17 protein-coding genes are annotated in these 17,659 nt (G+C 54.9%); 6 read left to right on the forward strand and 11 right to left on the reverse strand.

Going from position 1 to position 17,659, the window contains the following annotated elements:
- The 4 genes from ilvB to ACK4S7_RS07175 all read left to right on the forward strand — a co-directional run.
- Window positions 1-1,543: biosynthetic-type acetolactate synthase large subunit (ilvB, locus tag ACK4S7_RS07160; protein WP_409645422.1), on the forward strand; the 1,543-nt coding region annotated here is incomplete at its 5' end.
- The gene (ilvN, locus tag ACK4S7_RS07165; RefSeq protein WP_409645425.1) at window positions 1,543-2,058 is read left to right on the forward strand and encodes an acetolactate synthase small subunit; all 516 of its coding nucleotides are present in this window, start codon (window positions 1,543-1,545) and stop codon (window positions 2,056-2,058) included. The genes ilvB and ilvN, both read left to right, overlap by 1 nt.
- A gap of 27 nt (window positions 2,059-2,085) precedes the next feature.
- Window positions 2,086-3,105, forward strand: coding sequence for a ketol-acid reductoisomerase (gene ilvC, locus ACK4S7_RS07170; RefSeq protein WP_409645427.1), 1,020 nt, complete (start codon window positions 2,086-2,088; stop codon window positions 3,103-3,105).
- A gap of 78 nt (window positions 3,106-3,183) precedes the next feature.
- Window positions 3,184-3,813 (forward strand): YceI family protein, encoded by a 630-nt coding sequence (locus ACK4S7_RS07175; protein WP_409645428.1) that lies wholly within the window; start codon window positions 3,184-3,186, stop codon window positions 3,811-3,813.
- A 125-nt stretch (window positions 3,814-3,938) separates the two neighbouring features.
- Here the strand turns inward: ACK4S7_RS07175 and ACK4S7_RS07180 are convergent, their stop codons facing one another.
- Window positions 3,939-4,910 carry an NAD(P)H-dependent flavin oxidoreductase gene (locus tag ACK4S7_RS07180; protein ID WP_409645430.1) on the reverse strand — a complete coding sequence of 324 codons (972 nt, stop codon included), beginning with the start codon at window positions 4,908-4,910 and terminating at the stop codon, window positions 3,939-3,941.
- 228 nt (window positions 4,911-5,138) lie between these two features.
- Here ACK4S7_RS07180 and ACK4S7_RS07185 point away from each other — a divergent pair, with 228 nt between their 5' ends.
- On the forward strand, window positions 5,139-5,672 hold the full coding sequence (locus tag ACK4S7_RS07185) for a heme NO-binding domain-containing protein (RefSeq protein WP_409645432.1): 534 nt from the start codon (window positions 5,139-5,141) through the stop codon (window positions 5,670-5,672).
- Entirely contained in the window at window positions 5,645-7,696 is a 2,052-nt protein-coding gene (locus ACK4S7_RS07190; protein ID WP_409645433.1) for a putative bifunctional diguanylate cyclase/phosphodiesterase, read from the forward strand. Before ACK4S7_RS07185 ends, ACK4S7_RS07190 begins: the two co-directional genes overlap by 28 nt.
- Window positions 7,697-7,714: 18 nt before the next feature.
- Here ACK4S7_RS07190 and leuA read toward each other — a convergent pair whose 3' ends face one another.
- The 10 genes from leuA to ACK4S7_RS07240 all read right to left on the reverse strand — a co-directional run bounded on the left by leuA (window position 7,715) and on the right by ACK4S7_RS07240 (window position 17,632).
- Entirely contained in the window at window positions 7,715-9,388 is a 1,674-nt protein-coding gene (gene leuA, locus ACK4S7_RS07195; protein ID WP_409645435.1) for a 2-isopropylmalate synthase, read from the reverse strand.
- A gap of 262 nt (window positions 9,389-9,650) precedes the next feature.
- The gene (locus ACK4S7_RS07200) at window positions 9,651-11,588 is read right to left on the reverse strand and encodes a potassium transporter Kup (RefSeq protein ID WP_409645436.1); all 1,938 of its coding nucleotides are present in this window, start codon (window positions 11,586-11,588) and stop codon (window positions 9,651-9,653) included.
- A 129-nt stretch (window positions 11,589-11,717) separates the two neighbouring features.
- Window positions 11,718-12,374, reverse strand: coding sequence for a hypothetical protein (locus tag ACK4S7_RS07205; protein WP_409645438.1), 657 nt, complete (start codon window positions 12,372-12,374; stop codon window positions 11,718-11,720).
- Entirely contained in the window at window positions 12,371-12,742 is a 372-nt protein-coding gene (locus ACK4S7_RS07210) for a cytochrome c-type biogenesis protein (RefSeq protein WP_409645439.1), read from the reverse strand. Before ACK4S7_RS07210 ends, ACK4S7_RS07205 begins: the two co-directional genes overlap by 4 nt.
- Window positions 12,743-12,858: 116 nt before the next feature.
- Window positions 12,859-13,299: a redoxin family protein gene (locus ACK4S7_RS07215; RefSeq protein WP_409645441.1), complete on the reverse strand. Its 441-nt coding sequence runs from the start codon at window positions 13,297-13,299 to the stop codon at window positions 12,859-12,861.
- Window positions 13,296-15,227, reverse strand: a complete 1,932-nt coding sequence (locus tag ACK4S7_RS07220; RefSeq protein ID WP_409645444.1) for a heme lyase CcmF/NrfE family subunit — start codon at window positions 15,225-15,227, stop codon at window positions 13,296-13,298. The genes ACK4S7_RS07215 and ACK4S7_RS07220 overlap by 4 nt, the downstream gene beginning before the upstream one ends.
- Before the next feature lie 27 nt (window positions 15,228-15,254).
- Entirely contained in the window at window positions 15,255-15,704 is a 450-nt protein-coding gene (gene ccmE / locus ACK4S7_RS07225) for a cytochrome c maturation protein CcmE (RefSeq protein ID WP_409645446.1), read from the reverse strand.
- Complete coding sequence (gene ccmD, locus ACK4S7_RS07230) at window positions 15,701-15,832, reverse strand: heme exporter protein CcmD (protein WP_409645448.1); 132 nt, start codon at window positions 15,830-15,832, stop codon at window positions 15,701-15,703. The genes ccmE and ccmD overlap by 4 nt, the downstream gene beginning before the upstream one ends.
- Window positions 15,832-16,548: a heme ABC transporter permease CcmC gene (gene ccmC / locus ACK4S7_RS07235; RefSeq protein WP_409645451.1), complete on the reverse strand. Its 717-nt coding sequence runs from the start codon at window positions 16,546-16,548 to the stop codon at window positions 15,832-15,834. Before ccmC ends, ccmD begins: the two co-directional genes overlap by 1 nt.
- 52 nt (window positions 16,549-16,600) lie before the next feature.
- Window positions 16,601-17,632, reverse strand: coding sequence for a Leu/Phe/Val dehydrogenase (locus tag ACK4S7_RS07240; protein WP_409645453.1), 1,032 nt, complete (start codon window positions 17,630-17,632; stop codon window positions 16,601-16,603).
- Window positions 17,633-17,659 lie beyond the last annotated feature (27 nt).

A 17,659-nucleotide genomic window follows, 5' to 3' on the forward strand; every position in this document is an offset into this window, starting at 1 on the left:
ACCCGGCGTAGTTCTCGTAACATCTGGCCCCGGCGCTACAAATGCCGTGACGGGTATTGCAGACGCATTTCTCGACTCTATCCCTTTAATCGTACTGACAGGACAGGTTGCAACCAACTTGATTGGTACCGATGCGTTTCAGGAAGCCGACACCGTTGGCATCACACGCCATTGTTCCAAGCACAATTACTTGGTGAAAGATCCTGCCGAACTGGCCACCGTTGTGCGTGAGGCTTTTGCCATCGCGACTAAGGGCCGTCCCGGGCCGGTCGTGATCGACATTCCCAAAAATGTTCAGGTCGCCACCGCAGCAACTGACGTAAGGCGTCCAACTCCGACACGGTTCACTTACGCTGGCGAAGCGGACTATTCCGAAATTAACCGCGCAGTAGAGTTGATCGCCAACGCCAAGGCGCCCATACTTTACACTGGCGGCGGCATCATCAATTCCGGCCCAGAAGCGAGCGCAGCTTTGCGGGAATTGGCCGAACTGACCGGTGCACCCGTGACATCGACATTGATGGGACTTGGCGCATACCCCGCATCTGGCGAAGCCTGGCTTGGCATGCTCGGCATGCACGGTACGTATGAAGCCAATATGGCTATGAACCAGTGTGACGTCATGGTTTGTCTTGGCGCGCGATTTGATGACCGGGTGACGGGCCGTCTTGATGCTTTTTCACCGAACAGCATCAAAATACATATCGATATCGACCGAAGCTCGATCAACAAGACGATCCGCGTTGATGTGCCCATCGTCGCCGATGTTGGCATGGCCATGCGTCAGATGATCGATGTATGGAAAGGCCGGAAGTATAAGAAGCAGCAACTCGACGAATGGTGGTCACGGATTGCCGGTTGGCGTGCGGTGGATTGCCTGAGCTATCCTGGCAGCACACAGGAGATCATGCCGCAATATGCAATTGAACGCTTGTTTGAAGCTACAAAAGACAAGGCCCCAATCATCACGACAGAGGTTGGACAGCACCAAATGTGGGCGGCGCAACATTTCCATTTTGACGCACCTAACAAGTGGCTGACAAGCGGTGGGCTGGGAACGATGGGCTATGGCCTCCCCGCCGCGATCGGCGCACAAATGGGCCATCCTGATGCCTTGGTAATCGATATTGCCGGTGAAGCATCCATCCAGATGAATATTCAGGAAATGGCCACGGCGACACAATATCGCCTACCCGTCAAAGTTTTCATCCTAAACAATGAATGGATGGGCATGGTGCGACAGTGGCAAGAACTAACGTATGAAAGCCGATATTCCGAAAGCTATTCCGATAGCCTGCCGGATTTTGTGGCTTTAGCCGAAGCTTATGGTTGGAAGGGAATACGCTGTGATGACCCAGCCAAGCTTGACGATGCTATCGCCGAGATGCTTGCCCATGACGGGCCCGTCATGTTTGATTGCCGAGTGCACAAAACTTCAAACTGTTTCCCCATGATCCCTTCAGGCGCGGCGCACACGGATATGATTCTGCATGCGGACGAAGTATCGGGCACTATGGACGACGAAGCAAAGGCGCTCGTATAATGCATATCAAGCAAGAAGTTACCGAGCGCCACGTTTTGACGCTCACCGTCGATAACGAGGCAGGTACGCTCGCACGCATCGCCGGTATGTTCACCTCGCGCGGTTATAACATCGACAGCCTTACCGTGGCCGATATCAGCGAAGACCATACGACCAGCCGTATTACTATCGTCACCAAAGGCCCGCCGCCCGTAATTGATCAAATCATTGCGCAATGCGAACGGCTTGTTCCGGTACATAAAGTGACCGATCTTACAGAAGCTGGGCCCCATGTGGAGCGCGAGCTTGCGCTGGTGAAAGTCAATGGCGCTGGCGACCAACGGGTCGAAGCAATGCGCCTTGCCGACATTTATCGTGCCCGGGTCATCGATGCGACCGTCAACAGCTTCATTTTTGAAATCACCGGTGGCCCGGAGAAGATCGACACTTTTGTCACGCTGATGCGCGAAGTCGGGCTTGTAGAGGTTGGCCGGACTGGAATTGTCGGCCTGATGCGCGGAGCGGACGCAAGTTAACATATTTATCGATAAAGGGACGGAAGAATGAAAGTATATTACGACGCAGATTGCGACTTGGGCCTGATCAAAGATAAAAAGGTCGCGATTGTTGGTTATGGCAGTCAAGGTCACGCCCACGCGCAGAATTTGCGCGACAGCGGCATTGCTGATGTAGCCATTGCCCTGCGCGCTGGGTCGGCCACAGCCCAAAAGGCGGAGACCGCCGGCTTCAAGGTATTGGCAAATGCCGACGCGGCCGCTTGGGCCGATATCCTTATGGTGCTGGCCCCTGACGAACATCAGGCTGCCATTTATGCCGACGACTTGCACGCGAACATGAAGCCCGGCGCGGCTTTGGCCTTTGCCCATGGGCTCAACATCCACTTCGGCCTCATTGAACCGCGCGCTGACATTGACGTCATCATGATCGCACCAAAAGGCCCCGGGCACACCGTGCGCAGCGAATATCAAAAGGGTGGCGGCGTGCCGTGCCTGATCGCTGTCGCTCAAAATTCCAGCGGCAATGCCCATGACATTGCGCTTGCATATGCTAGCGGCGTTGGCGGCGGCCGCAGCGGCATCATTGAAACCAACTTCCGCGAAGAGTGTGAAACCGACCTGTTTGGTGAGCAAGCCGTGTTGTGCGGCGGGATCACCCACCTGATCCAGGCTGGGTTCGAGACATTGACTGAAGCTGGTTATGCTCCAGAAATGGCCTATTTCGAATGCTTGCACGAAACCAAGCTGATCGTCGACCTTCTATATGAAGGCGGCATTGCCAACATGCGTTATTCAATTTCGAACACCGCAGAATATGGTGACATCACCACTGGCCCACGCATCATCACGGACGAAACAAAGGCTGAAATGAAGCGCGTTCTCGCCGACATCCAGTCCGGCCGTTTCGTGAAAAACTTCGTGTTGGATAACCGCGCTGGGCAGCCTGAATTGAAGGCAGCACGCAAGGCTGCGGCAGCCCATCCAATTGAGGCAACAGGCGCAAAGTTGCGTGCAATGATGCCATGGATCGCGAAAAACAAACTGGTGGATCAGGCGAAAAACTAAGCCCTTTTTCCTAGCTTGACTCATCTGGGGGAGGCACCGACATTGGTGCTTCCCCTTTTTACTGTCTGGAGCATTCCCATGCGTAAGCTTTTATGTGCCCTTCCCCTCCTTGTTGCTGTGCCACTGATCGCGCAAAGCGCGCCTCAGGTTCCCGGTACGATGGAGGTCGCCCGCGTAACCGCCGGAACCTACAACACTGATCCTGGCCACACGCTTGTCGGCTGGCGCGTCAGCCATTTTGGCTTCAACGACTATTTCGGCATTTTTGGCGATGCAACCGGCACGCTGACACTTGACCCCGCAAACCCGAATGCGGCCAAGGTCGACATTACCATTCCCGTTGGCAAGGTAACCACCGCCAGCTCTGGTCTGACTGAACATTTGTTGCGCGCGGGCAAGGACGGCGGCAAGGCAGACTTTTTCGGCCCGGCACCTACCGATGCCAAGTTTGTTTCAACCAGCGTGATGGCCGATGGCACAACCGCAAAAATCACGGGCAATCTGACCTTAAACGGTGTTACCAAGCCCGTCGTGCTGGACACCAAATTTTCAGGCGCTGGCAACAACCCGTTTAACAAGAAGGCGACCGTAGGCTTCCACGCCACATCAGTTATCAAACGCAGCGAATTCGGCATTGGCTATGCCATTCCCATGATTTCGGATGACGTGACCTTGGACATCAGCGTAGCCTTTGAAAAGGCGAGCTAAACTTTAAATTATCTCACGCAAAGTCGCGAAGGCGCAAAGAAGGAAAGGAAGGACTCTTCTTCTTTGCGTCTTTGCGGCTTTGCGTGATAAATTTTCGTTGCGATTAGGCGCAGGAATACGTTCATTTACCCCAAATAGCGCGCATCAAGGCTGGCTTTCGCCGCGCGATACTCCGCCTCCAGCTGATCAACAAACTGCGCGACGGTTTGGACTTCCTTGATTGCGCCAATGCCCTGACCCGAGCCCCAGATATCCTTCCACGCCTTGGCCTCGCTGTTGCCGCCTGAACCAAAGTTCATTGTGGAGATATCGCCCTTAGGCAGGTTGTTCGGGTCCATTCCGGCGCGCTCGATCGACTGGCGCAGGTAATTGCCGCTAACGCCCGTGAACAGGTCCGAATACACAATGTCGGCTGCCTTCGCCTCGACAATGTTTTCCTTGTAGCCGTCCACGGCATTGGCCTCTTTGGTGGCAATAAACGCGCTGCCGATATAGCCAAAGTCTGCGCCCATTGCCTGTGCCGCAAGCACCGATGCACCGTGCGCGATGGAGCCTGACAATGCCACTGGCCCGTCGAACCATTCACGAATTTCACGCATCAACGCAAATGGCGACGTTACGCCCGCGTGGCCGCCAGCGCCAGCCGCCACGGGAATCAGGCCGTCGGCACCCTTCTCGATCGCCTTATGCGCAAAACGGTCGTTAATGACGTCATGCAGCACAAGTCCGCCCCATGAATGTACCGCATCATTCAATTCAACCTGAGCACCGAGCGAGGTGATGGTGATCGGCACCTGCCATTTCGCGCAGGTCGCAATGTCTTCTTGCAAGCGATTATTGGATTTATGCACGATCTGATTTACCGCATAGGGCGCTGCCGGGCGATCTGGATTTTCCCTGTTATGCGCTGCCAGTTCTTCGGTAATCTGATGCAGCCATTCGTCAAGCTGTGCTTGCGGGCGGGCGTTAAGTGCCGGAAACGAACCTACAATTCCCGCCTTACACTGCGCGATGACCAGCTCCGGACCCGATACGATGAACAGCGGCGAACCGATCACCGGAAGCCGAAGATTATCGAAAATTGCCGGAAGTGCCATATGTCGAATCCCTTGTTAATTCACTGATTAAACGCCGGTTAGCCACAGCATGTGACGGCTGTCAAATGGCCGGTTCGGGACAAGCCGTTCCGTAGCGGCAGACGCAGCATTTCCGAGACTTGGCGATCCCTCCGAATGGGCTGAGTCGACTAAATAAACGGCCCGCTAAAGTTTAAATGGCCCCGGCCGTATTGGTCGAAACGGATTAAAGAAATTTACGGGGCTGGGATGAAGGGTGTTATTTTCAACATTGTTGAAGAAGTCGTAGTATCAAAATTAGGTCCAATTGCGTGGGACGAAATGCTTACTGTCACCGGGTTACCGGGTGTTTACACGTCACTTGGAAGCTATCCCGATGCAGAGCTGTTCCAGTTGGTAGCCGCATGTGCCGATATGACGGCCACTGAGGAGCCGGAACTGCTGCATATGATCGGAGAAGAATCCATTCCGTTGCTCTTCGAGAGATACTCCAAATTTTTCCATGACGCGCCGAACGCCCGCGCCTTTATTTTAGGTTTGAATACCATTATCCATCCTGAAGTGCAGAAGTTATATTCAGGTGCAGCCTGTCCACATTTCAATTTCGTCGAAGCGGAAAACACCATCAGCATGGGTTATAATTCTCCCCGGAAACTTTGCCATCTGGCGCAAGGTTTCATTCTTGGACTTGCCAAGCACTATGACGAGATCATTGAGGTACACCAACCGACCTGCATGCACGACGGAGCCGCCATGTGCCATATCAAGCTGGTGTGGAAATGAGTGTCGTAACTGACGAGCACGTAGTTCAGGATATCAAACAACTTCACGCCACAATTCATCGCCTGGAACGCGAAGTGATCAGGGAAAAGGCAGCCAGACGCACCGCGGAAGATATCGCTGAAGCTGGCTTGCGCAAACTTTACATCAGCCAAGACCAGCTAAAACTGCTTAATCGGATATCGAGCTTTGCAAACGACTGTGACTGTCCAACCCAGGCATTGCAGTTCGCTCTTAAGGAGATTTGTGAACAGCAAGTCTGGTCAGTTGGGCACGCCTTGCTGCGGACCGGACCAAAGGGGGACGAAAGGCTTGAAGGTTCGGACATTTGGTTCTCGCTACACCAGGATGTGGCCTTTCCATTCCTCGAGGCTTCCCGCAAAATCGTAGCATGGCCCTGCGCATCGGTTCCAGGGCGGTTGTTTCTGGAAAATAGCCCCATCTGGACCCCGGATATTTATGCTCAACATGCTTTCACGCGCGCCGCTGCCGCCAAGCGCGCCGGATTGCGGAGCAGTATTTCTGTGCCGATCATCATGGGCCACGAACTCGTAGGCGCCATGGAGTTTTACCAACCCGATTCCATCAAACCCAGCGAACAGTTGATGGACGTTCTTCTGCAAATTGGCACGCAGCTTGGAAGAGTGTTCAAACGCGCGCGGCATGCGGATATGCTTTTCAAGAATGCCTCAACCGATCCCCTGACCGGCTTGCCCAACCGCACAGCATTTGAGACCGAAATCGAGTCGGCTTTTGCAGAAGAGAAACGAAAGGCAGACTACAAAACGGCGGTAATTTACGTCGGCCTCGATGGCTTCAAGCTTGTCAATGATACGCTGGGGCATAGCTCGGGCGATGTATTGGTTGTGGAGATGGCAAACCGGTTACGTCATGTCGCGAAAACTTTCGATGGCGAAGATTGGGTTGATCGCGTGTCTCTGGCGCGTGTCGGCGGTGATGAATTTGTCATGCTGGTTCAAAGCATCGATGTCCGAGATATCGCAAACGACATAGCGGCTGAAATCCACAAATGCCTGCGCCCAATCCATCGCATCGGAATGAATGAGGTACAGGCAGTGGCCAGCATAGGCATCGCACTTAACGGACCGGAATACGAGAATGCGCAGGAGTTACTGCGCGACGCAGACGTTGCAATGTATGAGGCCAAAACGGAAGGGCCGGAACAAACTTATCATTTTACGGCTGAAATGCGAAATGCAGCACTCGCGCGACTCGATCTGGAAATCGATCTGCGGCGAGCGGTTGAAAGCTCCGCCTTTGAGCTGCATTTTCAGCCTATCGTATCACTCTCTGATCGCGAAACGGTTGGCTTCGAAGCGTTGGTCAGGTGGCGCAAGGCACACGACACCATCGTCATGCCGGACGATTTTATACCAACGGCAGAGGCATGCGGCCTGATTGTGCCTATCGGAACTTGGGTGCTACGCGAGGCGTGCCGTTCGGCAGTACGTTTTCATGCAAGCAATTCGCAGAGCGCCAGCCTTTACATCAGCGTAAACGTTGCACTTCAGCAGTTCCAGCAGCTTCATTTCGTTACCCTCGTCCGGGACATCCTGCTGGAAACTGGTGCAGATCCCAAATGGATCAGGCTGGAACTGACCGAAAGCACTGCAGCCATCAACCCGTCTCACTCGGCGCGCACGATCACCCAGTTAAATGCCATGGGTATTCTGGTTAGCATCGATGATTTTGGGACGGGGTACTCGTCGCTCGCTTATTTGCAGTCGATGCCATTTGATACGCTTAAAATCGACCAGTCATTCATCAGCGGGCATCTGGACGCCAATGCGGATTGGTCATTTGTGCTGGCGATGAAACAGCTCGCCGATTCGCTTGGCATGAATGTAGTCGTTGAAGGCGTCGAGAATGAATTCCAGCAGGCCGAACTGGAATCGTTCGGATGCCAGTTCGGCCAGGGTTGGTTGTTCGGAATGCCGCAGACCGAAGCCATGATATTAGCGGACCGCTGCATCGTGGCCTCGGGGCACTTGCCGGAAAGCAGCTAGGCTTCTTCCTGAAACGGGCTACCGGACTCCGTTGGCAGCGCTTAAAATTGCCCTCACGGACGCTGTGGCTACATCTTGACTGATGCCAACGCCAAACAATATCGGGCCGTCACCCACGCGGCATTCGACATAGGCGGCAGCACGTGCGTCGGTGCCATGGCCAATGGCGTGCTCGCTATAGTCGATGATGTCCAGCGGACCGCCAAGGGCTTCCTCAAGCGCATTGGCAAGGCTTGAGATCAGCCCGTTGCCGCGGCCGCTTACGCTTTGTTCAACGCCGTCAATCCGTATGGTGCCTGCAAAAATGCGCTCGGCGGATTGCCGTGGGCTTTGGCTCTCATGAAAGTCGATCAAGCGGAAGCGGCCGTCACCCTTGAGATGATAGCGCGTTTCAAATGCTTCCCAGATATCAGCACTTGTAAGCTCCCGTCCAGTCCGGTCTGATAGCTCCTGCACACTATTCGAGAAATTAGCCTGCATCCGCTTGGGTAATTTAAGACCTTGGTCCTGCTCGATGACCCATGCCACGCCGCCCTTGCCGCTCTGCGAATTGACCCGGATGACCGCTTCGTAATTGCGACCCAGGTCCGCTGGGTCAATCGGCAAATAAGGCACGCGCCAGATTTGGTCATTCTGACGATCATGGGCAGCAAAACCCTTCTTAATTGCGTCCTGATGTGACCCGGAGAAGGCTGTAAATACAAGTTCCCCGGCATAAGGATGACGCGGATGGACGGGCAATTGATTGCAATATTCGACGGTGCGGATCACCTCGTCGATGTCGCTGAAATCAAGGCCCGGGTTCAACCCCTGCGTATACATATTGAGGGCCAACGTGACCAGGTCGACATTGCCGGTGCGCTCGCCATTGCCAAACAAACAGCCTTCAATACGGTCTCCACCTGCAAGCAAACCCAGTTCGGCCGCTGCAATACCGCTGCCACGGTCATTATGCGGGTGAAGACTAATAACGACATGATCGCGCGCGCTTATGTTGCGACACATCCACTCGACCTGGTCGGCATAGATGTTTGGCATTGCCGCTTCGACCGTTGCGGGCAGATTCAGAATGAGCGGCTTTTCACTGGTAGGTCGCAGAACCTCCATCACTGCTTCGCATACTTCAAGGCTGAACTCGAGCTCAGCGGTCGAAAATGTTTCAGGGCTATATTCAAAATGCCAGTCGGTTTGCGGATATTTCGCTGCCTGCTCCCTGAGGATGCTAGCGCCTTCGACCGCAATGGCCTTTACGCCCGGCTTGTCGAGGTTGAAGACTATATCGCGCCAGGCCGGGCTGACAGCATTGTACAGATGTACGATGGCACGGGGCGCGTCCGCCATACTCTCAAATGTTTTCTCGATCAGGTCGCGTCGCGACTGGGTCAGGCTTTGAATGATGACGTCGTCGGGAATATGCCCCCCGTCGACGAGGCCACGGATAAAGTCGAAGTCCGTGGCCCCCGAACTTGGAAAGCCGACCTCTATTTCTTTGACGCCAACTTTAAGCAGCAGGTCAAAAAAGCGCTTCTTTTTCTCCGCGCCCATAGGATCAATCAATGCCTGATTGCCATCGCGCAAGTCGGTTGAAAGCCAGCGCGGTGCGCGGTCGATGGTCCGGTTTGGCCAATGGCGGTCGGGCAGATTGACCTGCGGAAACGGTCGGTATTTGCGGGATGGGTCGGATAACATCATGATAAATGGCAACTTCGCTAAGGTGCCCGATACCGGGCTTTTAGATTCTGGTGGTTGAAGCCCTTAGGCGGGTTGCCGGACAGGGCCGACAAAACAGGCACGCCTAAGGGCGTGTAAGTCGTAGAAGGAGCGAAATGGCGATGTGCGCGTTCATTATGACAGTCCGATAGCGACAGTCAGCAACATTCGTCTAGTATTAAATTACATTTCCGTCATTTTGTTACAGTAAGGTCCTTCTTACGGGTACCTGCAGCAGATTGGGTCAGATTTCGACCTGACTGCCCAGCTCAACGACGCGATTGCTTGGCAGTTTGAAAAACTCCATCGCATTGGCGGCGTTGCGGAGCATCCAAGCGAATATCTTCTCCCGCCAAAGCGCCATTCCCGGCACTTTGGATGCAATTAATGTCTGACGCGAAAGGAAGAAGCTGGTCTGCATCATATCGAATTTCGGTCCGCACAGGTCGACCATGTCTAGCGTTGCAGGAACATTGGTTTCTTCCAAAAAGCCGAACCGCATTTTCACGCGGTAAAAGCCTTCCCCTAAATCCTTACAGAAAATGCGGTCGGCACCATCAACATATGGGACATCCTCAATCTGTACGGTCAGAATTATTACGCGTTCGTGCAATATCCGGTTGTGCTTGATATTATGCAGCAATGCCGATGGCACGCCGCTCGCAGCGGAGGCCATGAATATGGCGGTGCCCGGAACGCGGGTAGCACTGTTGGCAGCTGACTTTATGAATATCTCCATCGGCATCGTGCTTTCGGCCATGCGTTCACGCATTAAGGCACGGCCCCGCGACCATGTCGTCAGTAACGTAAATATGACCAAGCCTATCAGCAGAGGCACCCATCCACCCGAGGGCACTTTCAACAGGTTTGCACCCAGATAAGCAAAATCGACGATAAAGAACAAAGCAAGGATCGGCAGCGCTTTCCACTTTGGCCATTTCCAGAGTGAGAGCAGGACGACTGCGATCAGGCAGGTGTCGATGAACATCGCGCCCGTCACCGCGATGCCATAGGCCGCCGCCAGATTGGACGAGGACTGGAAGAAAAGTACCAGCAGCAATACCATCACAGCCAGGCCCCAATTGATCGCCGGGATATAAATCTGTCCCGCAGCTTTCTCACTGGTGTGCAAGATGCTCAGGCGCGGCATGAAGCCCAACTGTATCGCCTGCTGCGTTAAGGAGAATGCGCCCGAAATCACCGCTTGGCTTGCAATGATGGCCGCCATGATCGTGAGGAAAATTACAGGCGTACTGAGGAGTTCCGGCACCATGAGGAAGAACGGATCGCGTATTGCGACCTGCGCCTCTTCGGGTGTCATGGACAATATCATGGCCCCCTGCCCCATATAATTGAGCATCAAGGCCGGCAAAACAAAAAACAGCCAGCTGAACTTGATAGGTCGCCGCCCGAAATGCCCCATATCGGCATAAAGCGCTTCTGCGCCAGTTACAGCTAGCACGACAGTGCCCATCGCCACAAACGCCCGGAACCCGTCGATGTAGAAAAAATAGAACGCATTTAACGGGTTGAGCACATCAAATATGATGGTTGGCATTTTAGTCAGGTGCAACAGGCCCAGCCCCGCCAGTGTCGTAAAATAGACCAGCATGATTGGCCCGAACCACGCGCCGACCTTCGCGGTGCCACGTGACTGAAATGCAAAAAGACCGCCGATAATCACGACAGCTATCGGCAAAATCCATGCGCTAAAACCCTCGCTGACATATTTCAGACCCTCCGCTGCCGACAGAATCGACATCGCCGGTGTAATCATGGAGTCGCCATAAAATAGGGCAGTCGCGAACACGCCAAGCATCACAAATGGAGCGGTCCATTTTGCGCCAGCCGTCTGACGGTTAATCAGCGCCAAAAGCGCCAGGCTTCCGCCCTCTCCTTTGTTGTCGGCCTTCATGATTGTGAACACATATTTAAAGGTCACAACAATCATCATCGACCAAAAAACGAGGCTAAGCACACCTTTGATGTGCATCGGGTCAGGTGTTATCGGATGGTGACCCGCAAAGGTCTCACGGAAAGCATAGATCGGGCTTGTCCCGATATCGCCGAATACGACGCCGATGGTACCCACGCATAGCGCCAACAGCGAGCCTTTTGGGGCATGGCTGTCTTGGTGATCTTGGTCACTATGACCAAAATCGTCTGCTTGCGGTCCAACCATATTGTTTCCCCGGCTTTTGCCCCATTTGCCAACTTAACGGTGGCTGGGGCGCGGGCAATAGCATGGCACCCAAACCTTCACAACAAAGCAAATTTCGTCGTGATTTGCGTAAAAATATATTAATTTCAGTTAATTAGGCGGAACATCTGATTGTTTCTGTGCAGCTTGCGCTTGAAGAGCCTTTGCGGCCTGCAGTTGCGACTCAATGCGCGCTTTCCATTTCGCTTTTGGCGTCGCGAGTGAAACGGTTTTTTCCCACAGCAAAATCGCGCCATCAAGGTCGCCGGCAAACAATCGCGCCAGCCCGGCAAAGTAATAAGGCGCGGGATAATTCGGCCTAATGGCGCGCGCCTTGTCGAACGCCAGCTGGGCCGGCGGGGACATTTGTCCTTCACTCGCCAGCATCAGTTGCAGACCAAGTGCGGACCACAAATCGGGATTTTGCGGATCCGTTTTCAGGCCAGATTGGATATAGGCCGCCGACAACGTATAATCGCCCTGCTTGGCAAAGGAATCGGCTGTTACGAGCCACCGTTTGGCGCTGCCAAAGCTCTGGTCCATGTCAGCGCGGATCGCAACCAGCTGCGTTGCGGCAACCTCGCTTGCGGCAACCGGTTTTGCAGGAGACGGCGGTGTTGCGGGACGCCCCTGAAGCGCATAGCCTGTCATTCCCAATAAAACCGCTGCTGCAGCGATCTGCCACAGCCCTTTCGACCTGCGCACGAAAAACACCAGCACCGCAAGACTCATGATCGATAGAATACCAAGTGCGACCCAGCCGTTCATGTGCGTCTCCGAAATAGGCCGCGGGCGAGCCATAAAGACACCAGCAACACAATAAGAGGCGTCAGCCACAGCAATAGCCCCGCGCCTTTCATATCAGGCTCAAAACTCACCCATTCCCCATAGCGGTCAATCATCCAAGTCCGAATGGTCTCGGGGTCTTGCCCGGCGGCGATTTGCTGCCGCACCTCGGCTCGCATTGAAGCTGCCATGGGCGCATCGCTATCGGCGATGGACTGGCCCTGGCACTGGATACAGCGCAAGCTGTGCATCAGACGGGTCGCCTCAGCTTCTTTGACGGAATCCGCAAGCTGCCGGTTGGCCAGAGCGGGGGTTGGACCACTGCCTTGCGCAAGAGCCGGAGCGGCCATTATCAGCAAAATGGGTAGAAACGCCTTCATTTCGCAGCGTTCACCTTTTCAATCAGCATGGGCACATGTTCCGCCCTGATGTCGCCGATATGCTGGAACAAGATTGTACCGTCGCATCAGATGACATAAGTTTCAGGAACGCCGGACGACCCGAGCTTCAATTGTACCGCCAGTTCGCTGTCCGAACCGATACGCCGGAACGGGTTGCCGAACTCGGCTAAAAAGGCTGCGACATCCTCTGGCCGGTCGCGAATGGCAATGGCGTCAATCTCGACGCCCGCTTCCTTCAATGCCTCAAGCTGCGGTGCTTCGGCCTTGCACGGGATGCACCAGCTGGCAAAAATGTTGAGCAGACGCGGTTTGCCGTCCGCCATGTCTGTATTTGCCAACGGCAGCACGCCCGTCGTTGCTGGAGGTAGTGCAAATTCGGGCAATTTCTTGCCAATCATCGCTGAATAAACTTGGTCATCCTTCGGCACAGCCAAGCCATAGATTGCCAGCCCGCCAATGAAAGCGACGACGGCAAGTGGTATCCACAAAAGCCAGGGCCGGTTCACGCGCGTTCCCACTTGTTGGTCAGAGGTTTCTTGGCTCGTCGGAATATACGGCCAAACAGGGCAATCATCCCGCCAAGGGCGATCAATAATCCGCCATACCAGATGAACGTCACAAAAGGTTTCCACCACAGACGGACCTGCCAACGGCCATCGCCTTCTTGGTCAGGTTGCGCGATGACCGCGTATAATTGGCCATTCCAGCGGGTAAGCAACGCCGCCTCGCTTGTTTGCATTTCCGGGCGGAAGAACTGGCGTGCCTGCGGCCGCAGAACAAAGGCATTGCCGTTTTTACCAGCAATCATTTCGCCTTCAATCGCCACCCAATTGTCGCCCACAACAGGATTTACGTCATCCAGCCTTACCTTCCAGCCTGCCACTTCCGCGCTTTCTCCCGGTGCAAGTGCCGTAAGTGTCTCCTTGGAAAAACCGGACTCTGCCGCCATGCCAAAGACGCTCACCGCAATGCCGAAATGCGCTATGACCATGCCAAAGATCGGCAGCGGTGTACGCAGCAATTTGCGGCCCCGAAGTGGCAACCACGCCGCAACCGCAAGGGCCAAGGACAATGCGATGCCCAGAAGCGGGAATATGCCGACTTCCGGCGCTAGCTTCCAAACCGCAATGCCGCTCCACAATATGATTGCCGCCGCCGCAATCAGCCAATATTTTATCCGTTTCAGCTCGTCGCGGCGCCAGCGTAACAACGGGCCGACAAGCAGGGCAAGCATCAAAAGCACTGCGATAGGGACTGTCGCCTTGTTGAAATAAGGTGGCCCAACCGAAATCTTGTCGCCCATGGCCTCCGCTGCGAGCGGGTAGAGTGTGCCGATCAACACGACAGCCAGTATCACGCTGAGGAAGATGTTATTGGCAACGATGCCGCCTTCGCGGCTTACCAGCTGAAATGGTTCACCTTGCTTCACCGTGCCGATCCGCAGTGCGAAAATGACGAAGGCAAGACCTGTATACAACAGCATCAGAGCAAGGATGAAAGACCCACGTTCGGGATCGACGGCAAAGGCATGCACGCTGGTCAATATCCCTGACCGCACAAGGAATGTACCTGCCATCGACATGGCAAATGCCACCAAGGCCAGCATAATGGTCCATGCACGAAGCGCGTTCCGCGTCGCAAGGACGCTAACCGAATGAAGCAAAGCCGTCGCTGCAAGCCACGGCATTAGCGAGGCATTCTCAACGGGATCCCAAAACCACCAGCCACCCCAGCCGAGCTCATAATAAGCCCAGTAGCTGCCGGCAGCGATACCAATGGTCAGGAAAATCCAGGCCGCCAATACCCATGGCCGCATGGCGCGGGCGAACGCAGGGCCCACCTGATTGGTCAATAACGCGCCAACCGCAAAGGAGAATGCGATGGAGAGGCCGACATATCCGAAATAAAGTGTCGGCGGATGAAAGGCGAGTCCGACGTCCTGAAGCAACGGGTTGAGCCCTGCACCTTCGACAGGCGCTGGCACAAGCCGCTCAAACGGATTTGATGCGAACAGCAGGAACGCAAAAAAGCCCAGTGCAAGGAAACCCTGCACGGCAAGAGTCGCATACAAGGTCTTCGGATCAATGCGCTTTTCAAGCAAGGCAATGGCGGCGCCCGATACTGAAAGCACTGCCACCCACAGCAGCATGGAGCCTTCATGATTGCCCCATGTGCCAGCAAGTTTGAAAATCATTGGCTTGTCGATATGGCTGTTGCTGGCGACCAGAAGTACCGACAGATCGGTAACGTAAAACAACCACATTAACGCGAAGAAGGCAAAGGCACACAAGGCACCTTGCACATAAGCAGCGGGCTTAATCAGCGGCACCAACTGCCCTGCCCCGCCGCGCAACAATGTCAGTCCGCCCAAAAGCTGAAGCAGTGCCATTGACGCGGCCAGCCATAAGGCCGCCAAACCTGCTTCAGCCATCATGTCAGAACTTTCATTGGGCCAAAGCCTTCATGGTACCAGCGTGTCCTTGGTATGTTCAGCCGCAGTCATGTCGATGTCGGCCAATTCCTTGGGAACGTAATTTTCGTCATGCTTGGCAAGCAGGCTTTCGGCCACAAACACCCGGTCGGGCCTGAGGCGGCCATCGGCGACCACCCCGGAGCCTTCAACAAACAGATCGGGGGTTATGCCACGATAGGCTACCTTTTGACTGCGAGCCTGGTCCTGCACGATAAAGGTTATCGAGACACCGTCGGCGCCGCGCTGTATTGAACCTTTTTGCACCATCCCGCCCAGCCTGATGGCCTTTCCGGGCTCGACCTTCGCGGAGGCCAAGGTCGTTGGCGTATAGAAATAGGACGCCTCTTCACGCAAAGCTGATGCAGCTATGAGGCCGGCCCCTATCAGAGCAACGACGGCGACTGCTGCCAGCACAAGACGCTGATGCTTGGGCTTCATGACCGCTCCCTCAATTCATCTGCCGAAGCCTCTGCCCGGCGCATCGAAACGTAGCTCGACACTATCAGCCACGTCATGCCCAAGCCTGTGAACACGTAGGAAGCGATGATAAATGGCGCGTGTGGCATTATACCTCCGCCATCCGGCGCAGCCGAGCCTCAATCCGCATCTCCGCCAGCGCCGTGCGCATACGCATCAACACGAGAGCGCCGAACAATAGGCTAAAGCCCGCAACGGCGGCGAATAAAGGAATGAGATAGGCAGTATCAATGGACGAACCGCCCAGGGTTATGCTCGCCTTTTGATGCTGGCTTTCCCACCAGATTACCGACCGGTTGATAATCGGAATATTCACTGCGCCAATGACGCCGAAAACCGCAGCCACGCGACTAGTGTCGCCTTTCTCGCTTGAAGCGTTGGAAAGCGCGATATAGCCAAGATAGAGAAAAAACAGCACCAGCATCGAGGTCAGCCGTCCGTCCCATACCCACCAGGTGCCCCAAGTGGGTCGTCCCCAAATCGAGCCTGTTATAAGACAAATGGCCGCAAAGGTCGCGCCAGGAACAGCTATGGCACGCGCCGCGACCCCAGCCAGGGGGTGCCGCCATACAAGTTGAATGATACTGGCAATGGCAATGCCGGTCCATCCACCCATGCCAAGCCAAGCGGCCGGCACATGCACAAAAATAATCCTGACCGTATCTCCCATCAACCTTTCAGTCGGCGTGAAAAACATTCCCCAAATGCACGCGGCAAGCGTCAGCAAAAGCCCTGGCCAGAATAAAGCTGGCGTAAGGGGCTTTGCGATGCGCAAGAAACGGGCAGGATTGGCGAAACGGTGCATAATCAGGGTGAGCGTCTAGCACCGCAAAAGCGTTACGCCAATGGATTTGAAGTCATCGACCAATAAGCTTTTGTGCCATATTGTCGGCGACTTCCGCTGGTGTCATACCGGTCGAATCGCTCTCGGTCCAAATGGCCGACAACCGCCCCGGAATGGCATCGATGCGGCGATCAATCTCTGCATCATCGGCATTTTCGACATGACGCAGCACGTTAATAATTCCACCTGCGTTAATCACATAATCGGGCGCGTAGAGAATTCCCCGATCGGCCAGCATTTGCCCCTCTGCTCCCGTTGCCAACTGGTTGTTCGCACCGCCGGCGACAGCGCGGACCTTAAGCGCTGTCACGCTGGCATGCGTCAGGATAGCGCCCAAAGCACATGGGCTGAAGATATCTGCCTCGACATTCATAATATCATCGGCTGCCACGCTGGTTCCACCAAGTTCCGCGGCAAGATCAGCAGCACGATCAGCATCGACATCAGCGAGGGTAAGCTTTGCGCCTCGTGCGGCAAGATAGCGGGCCAAGCCACCGCCAACGCTGCCGACGCCCTGAATGGCTACATGGACACCTGCCATATCGTCTGTACCAAAAGCATGCTTTGCCGCCGCCTGAACGCCCAGAAAGACACCGCGGGCAGTGTAAGGACCGGGATCGCCACCGTGATCGGGCAAGCCCGCGACATGCGGCGTTACTTTTGACAAAGAAACCATATCGGCCTCGGACATGCCAACATCCTGCGCGGTGATATATCGGCCACCAAGTGAATCTACCGCGCGTGCAAAGGCGTCAAGCATGTCCTGCGGCTTTGTCCGTTCCGGATTGGCAAGAATCACAGCTTTTCCGCCGCCTGCAGACAGACCGGCCATGGCATTTTTATAACTCATCCCCCGCGACAGTCGTAGCGCGTCAATAATCGCGGCCTGTGAATCGGCATAATGCCAAAAGCGCGTTCCGCCTGCCGCCGGTCCTAAATAGGTAGAATGAACAGCAATAACCGCCTTTAGACCCGTTGCGCGGTCATCAAAGACGTGAACCGCCTCGTGCGAGTCAAAATCAGGCAGATCCCATATTGCGGGCATGGTGCATTCCCTTGTGTGAAATTCCCG

Source organism: Sphingorhabdus sp., assembly GCF_046292425.1.
GTDB lineage: Bacteria > Pseudomonadota > Alphaproteobacteria > Sphingomonadales > Sphingomonadaceae > Sphingorhabdus_B.

Excerpts from the sequence above, each read along its gene's own strand:
- ilvC (WP_409645427.1), top strand. The coding sequence starts at position 2,086 with ATGAAAGTATATTACGACGCAGATTGCGACTTGGGCCTGATCAAAGAT.
- ACK4S7_RS07175 (WP_409645428.1), top strand. The coding sequence starts at position 3,184 with ATGCGTAAGCTTTTATGTGCCCTTCCCCTCCTTGTTGCTGTGCCACTG.
- ACK4S7_RS07205 (WP_409645438.1), bottom strand. The coding sequence starts at position 12,374 with ATGAACGGCTGGGTCGCACTTGGTATTCTATCGATCATGAGTCTTGCG.
- ACK4S7_RS07200 (WP_409645436.1), bottom strand. The coding sequence starts at position 11,588 with ATGGTTGGACCGCAAGCAGACGATTTTGGTCATAGTGACCAAGATCAC.
- ACK4S7_RS07220 (WP_409645444.1), bottom strand. The coding sequence starts at position 15,227 with ATGATGGCTGAAGCAGGTTTGGCGGCCTTATGGCTGGCCGCGTCAATG.
- ACK4S7_RS07240 (WP_409645453.1), bottom strand. The coding sequence starts at position 17,632 with ATGCCCGCAATATGGGATCTGCCTGATTTTGACTCGCACGAGGCGGTT.
- ACK4S7_RS07210 (WP_409645439.1), bottom strand. The coding sequence starts at position 12,742 with ATGGCCGCTCCGGCTCTTGCGCAAGGCAGTGGTCCAACCCCCGCTCTG.
- leuA (WP_409645435.1), bottom strand. The coding sequence starts at position 9,388 with ATGATGTTATCCGACCCATCCCGCAAATACCGACCGTTTCCGCAGGTC.
- ilvN (WP_409645425.1), top strand. The coding sequence starts at position 1,543 with ATGCATATCAAGCAAGAAGTTACCGAGCGCCACGTTTTGACGCTCACC.
- ccmE (WP_409645446.1), bottom strand. The coding sequence starts at position 15,704 with ATGAAGCCCAAGCATCAGCGTCTTGTGCTGGCAGCAGTCGCCGTCGTT.
- ccmC (WP_409645451.1), bottom strand. The coding sequence starts at position 16,548 with ATGCACCGTTTCGCCAATCCTGCCCGTTTCTTGCGCATCGCAAAGCCC.
- ACK4S7_RS07180 (WP_409645430.1), bottom strand. The coding sequence starts at position 4,910 with ATGGCACTTCCGGCAATTTTCGATAATCTTCGGCTTCCGGTGATCGGT.
- ACK4S7_RS07185 (WP_409645432.1), top strand. The coding sequence starts at position 5,139 with ATGAAGGGTGTTATTTTCAACATTGTTGAAGAAGTCGTAGTATCAAAA.
- ccmD (WP_409645448.1), bottom strand. The coding sequence starts at position 15,832 with ATGCCACACGCGCCATTTATCATCGCTTCCTACGTGTTCACAGGCTTG.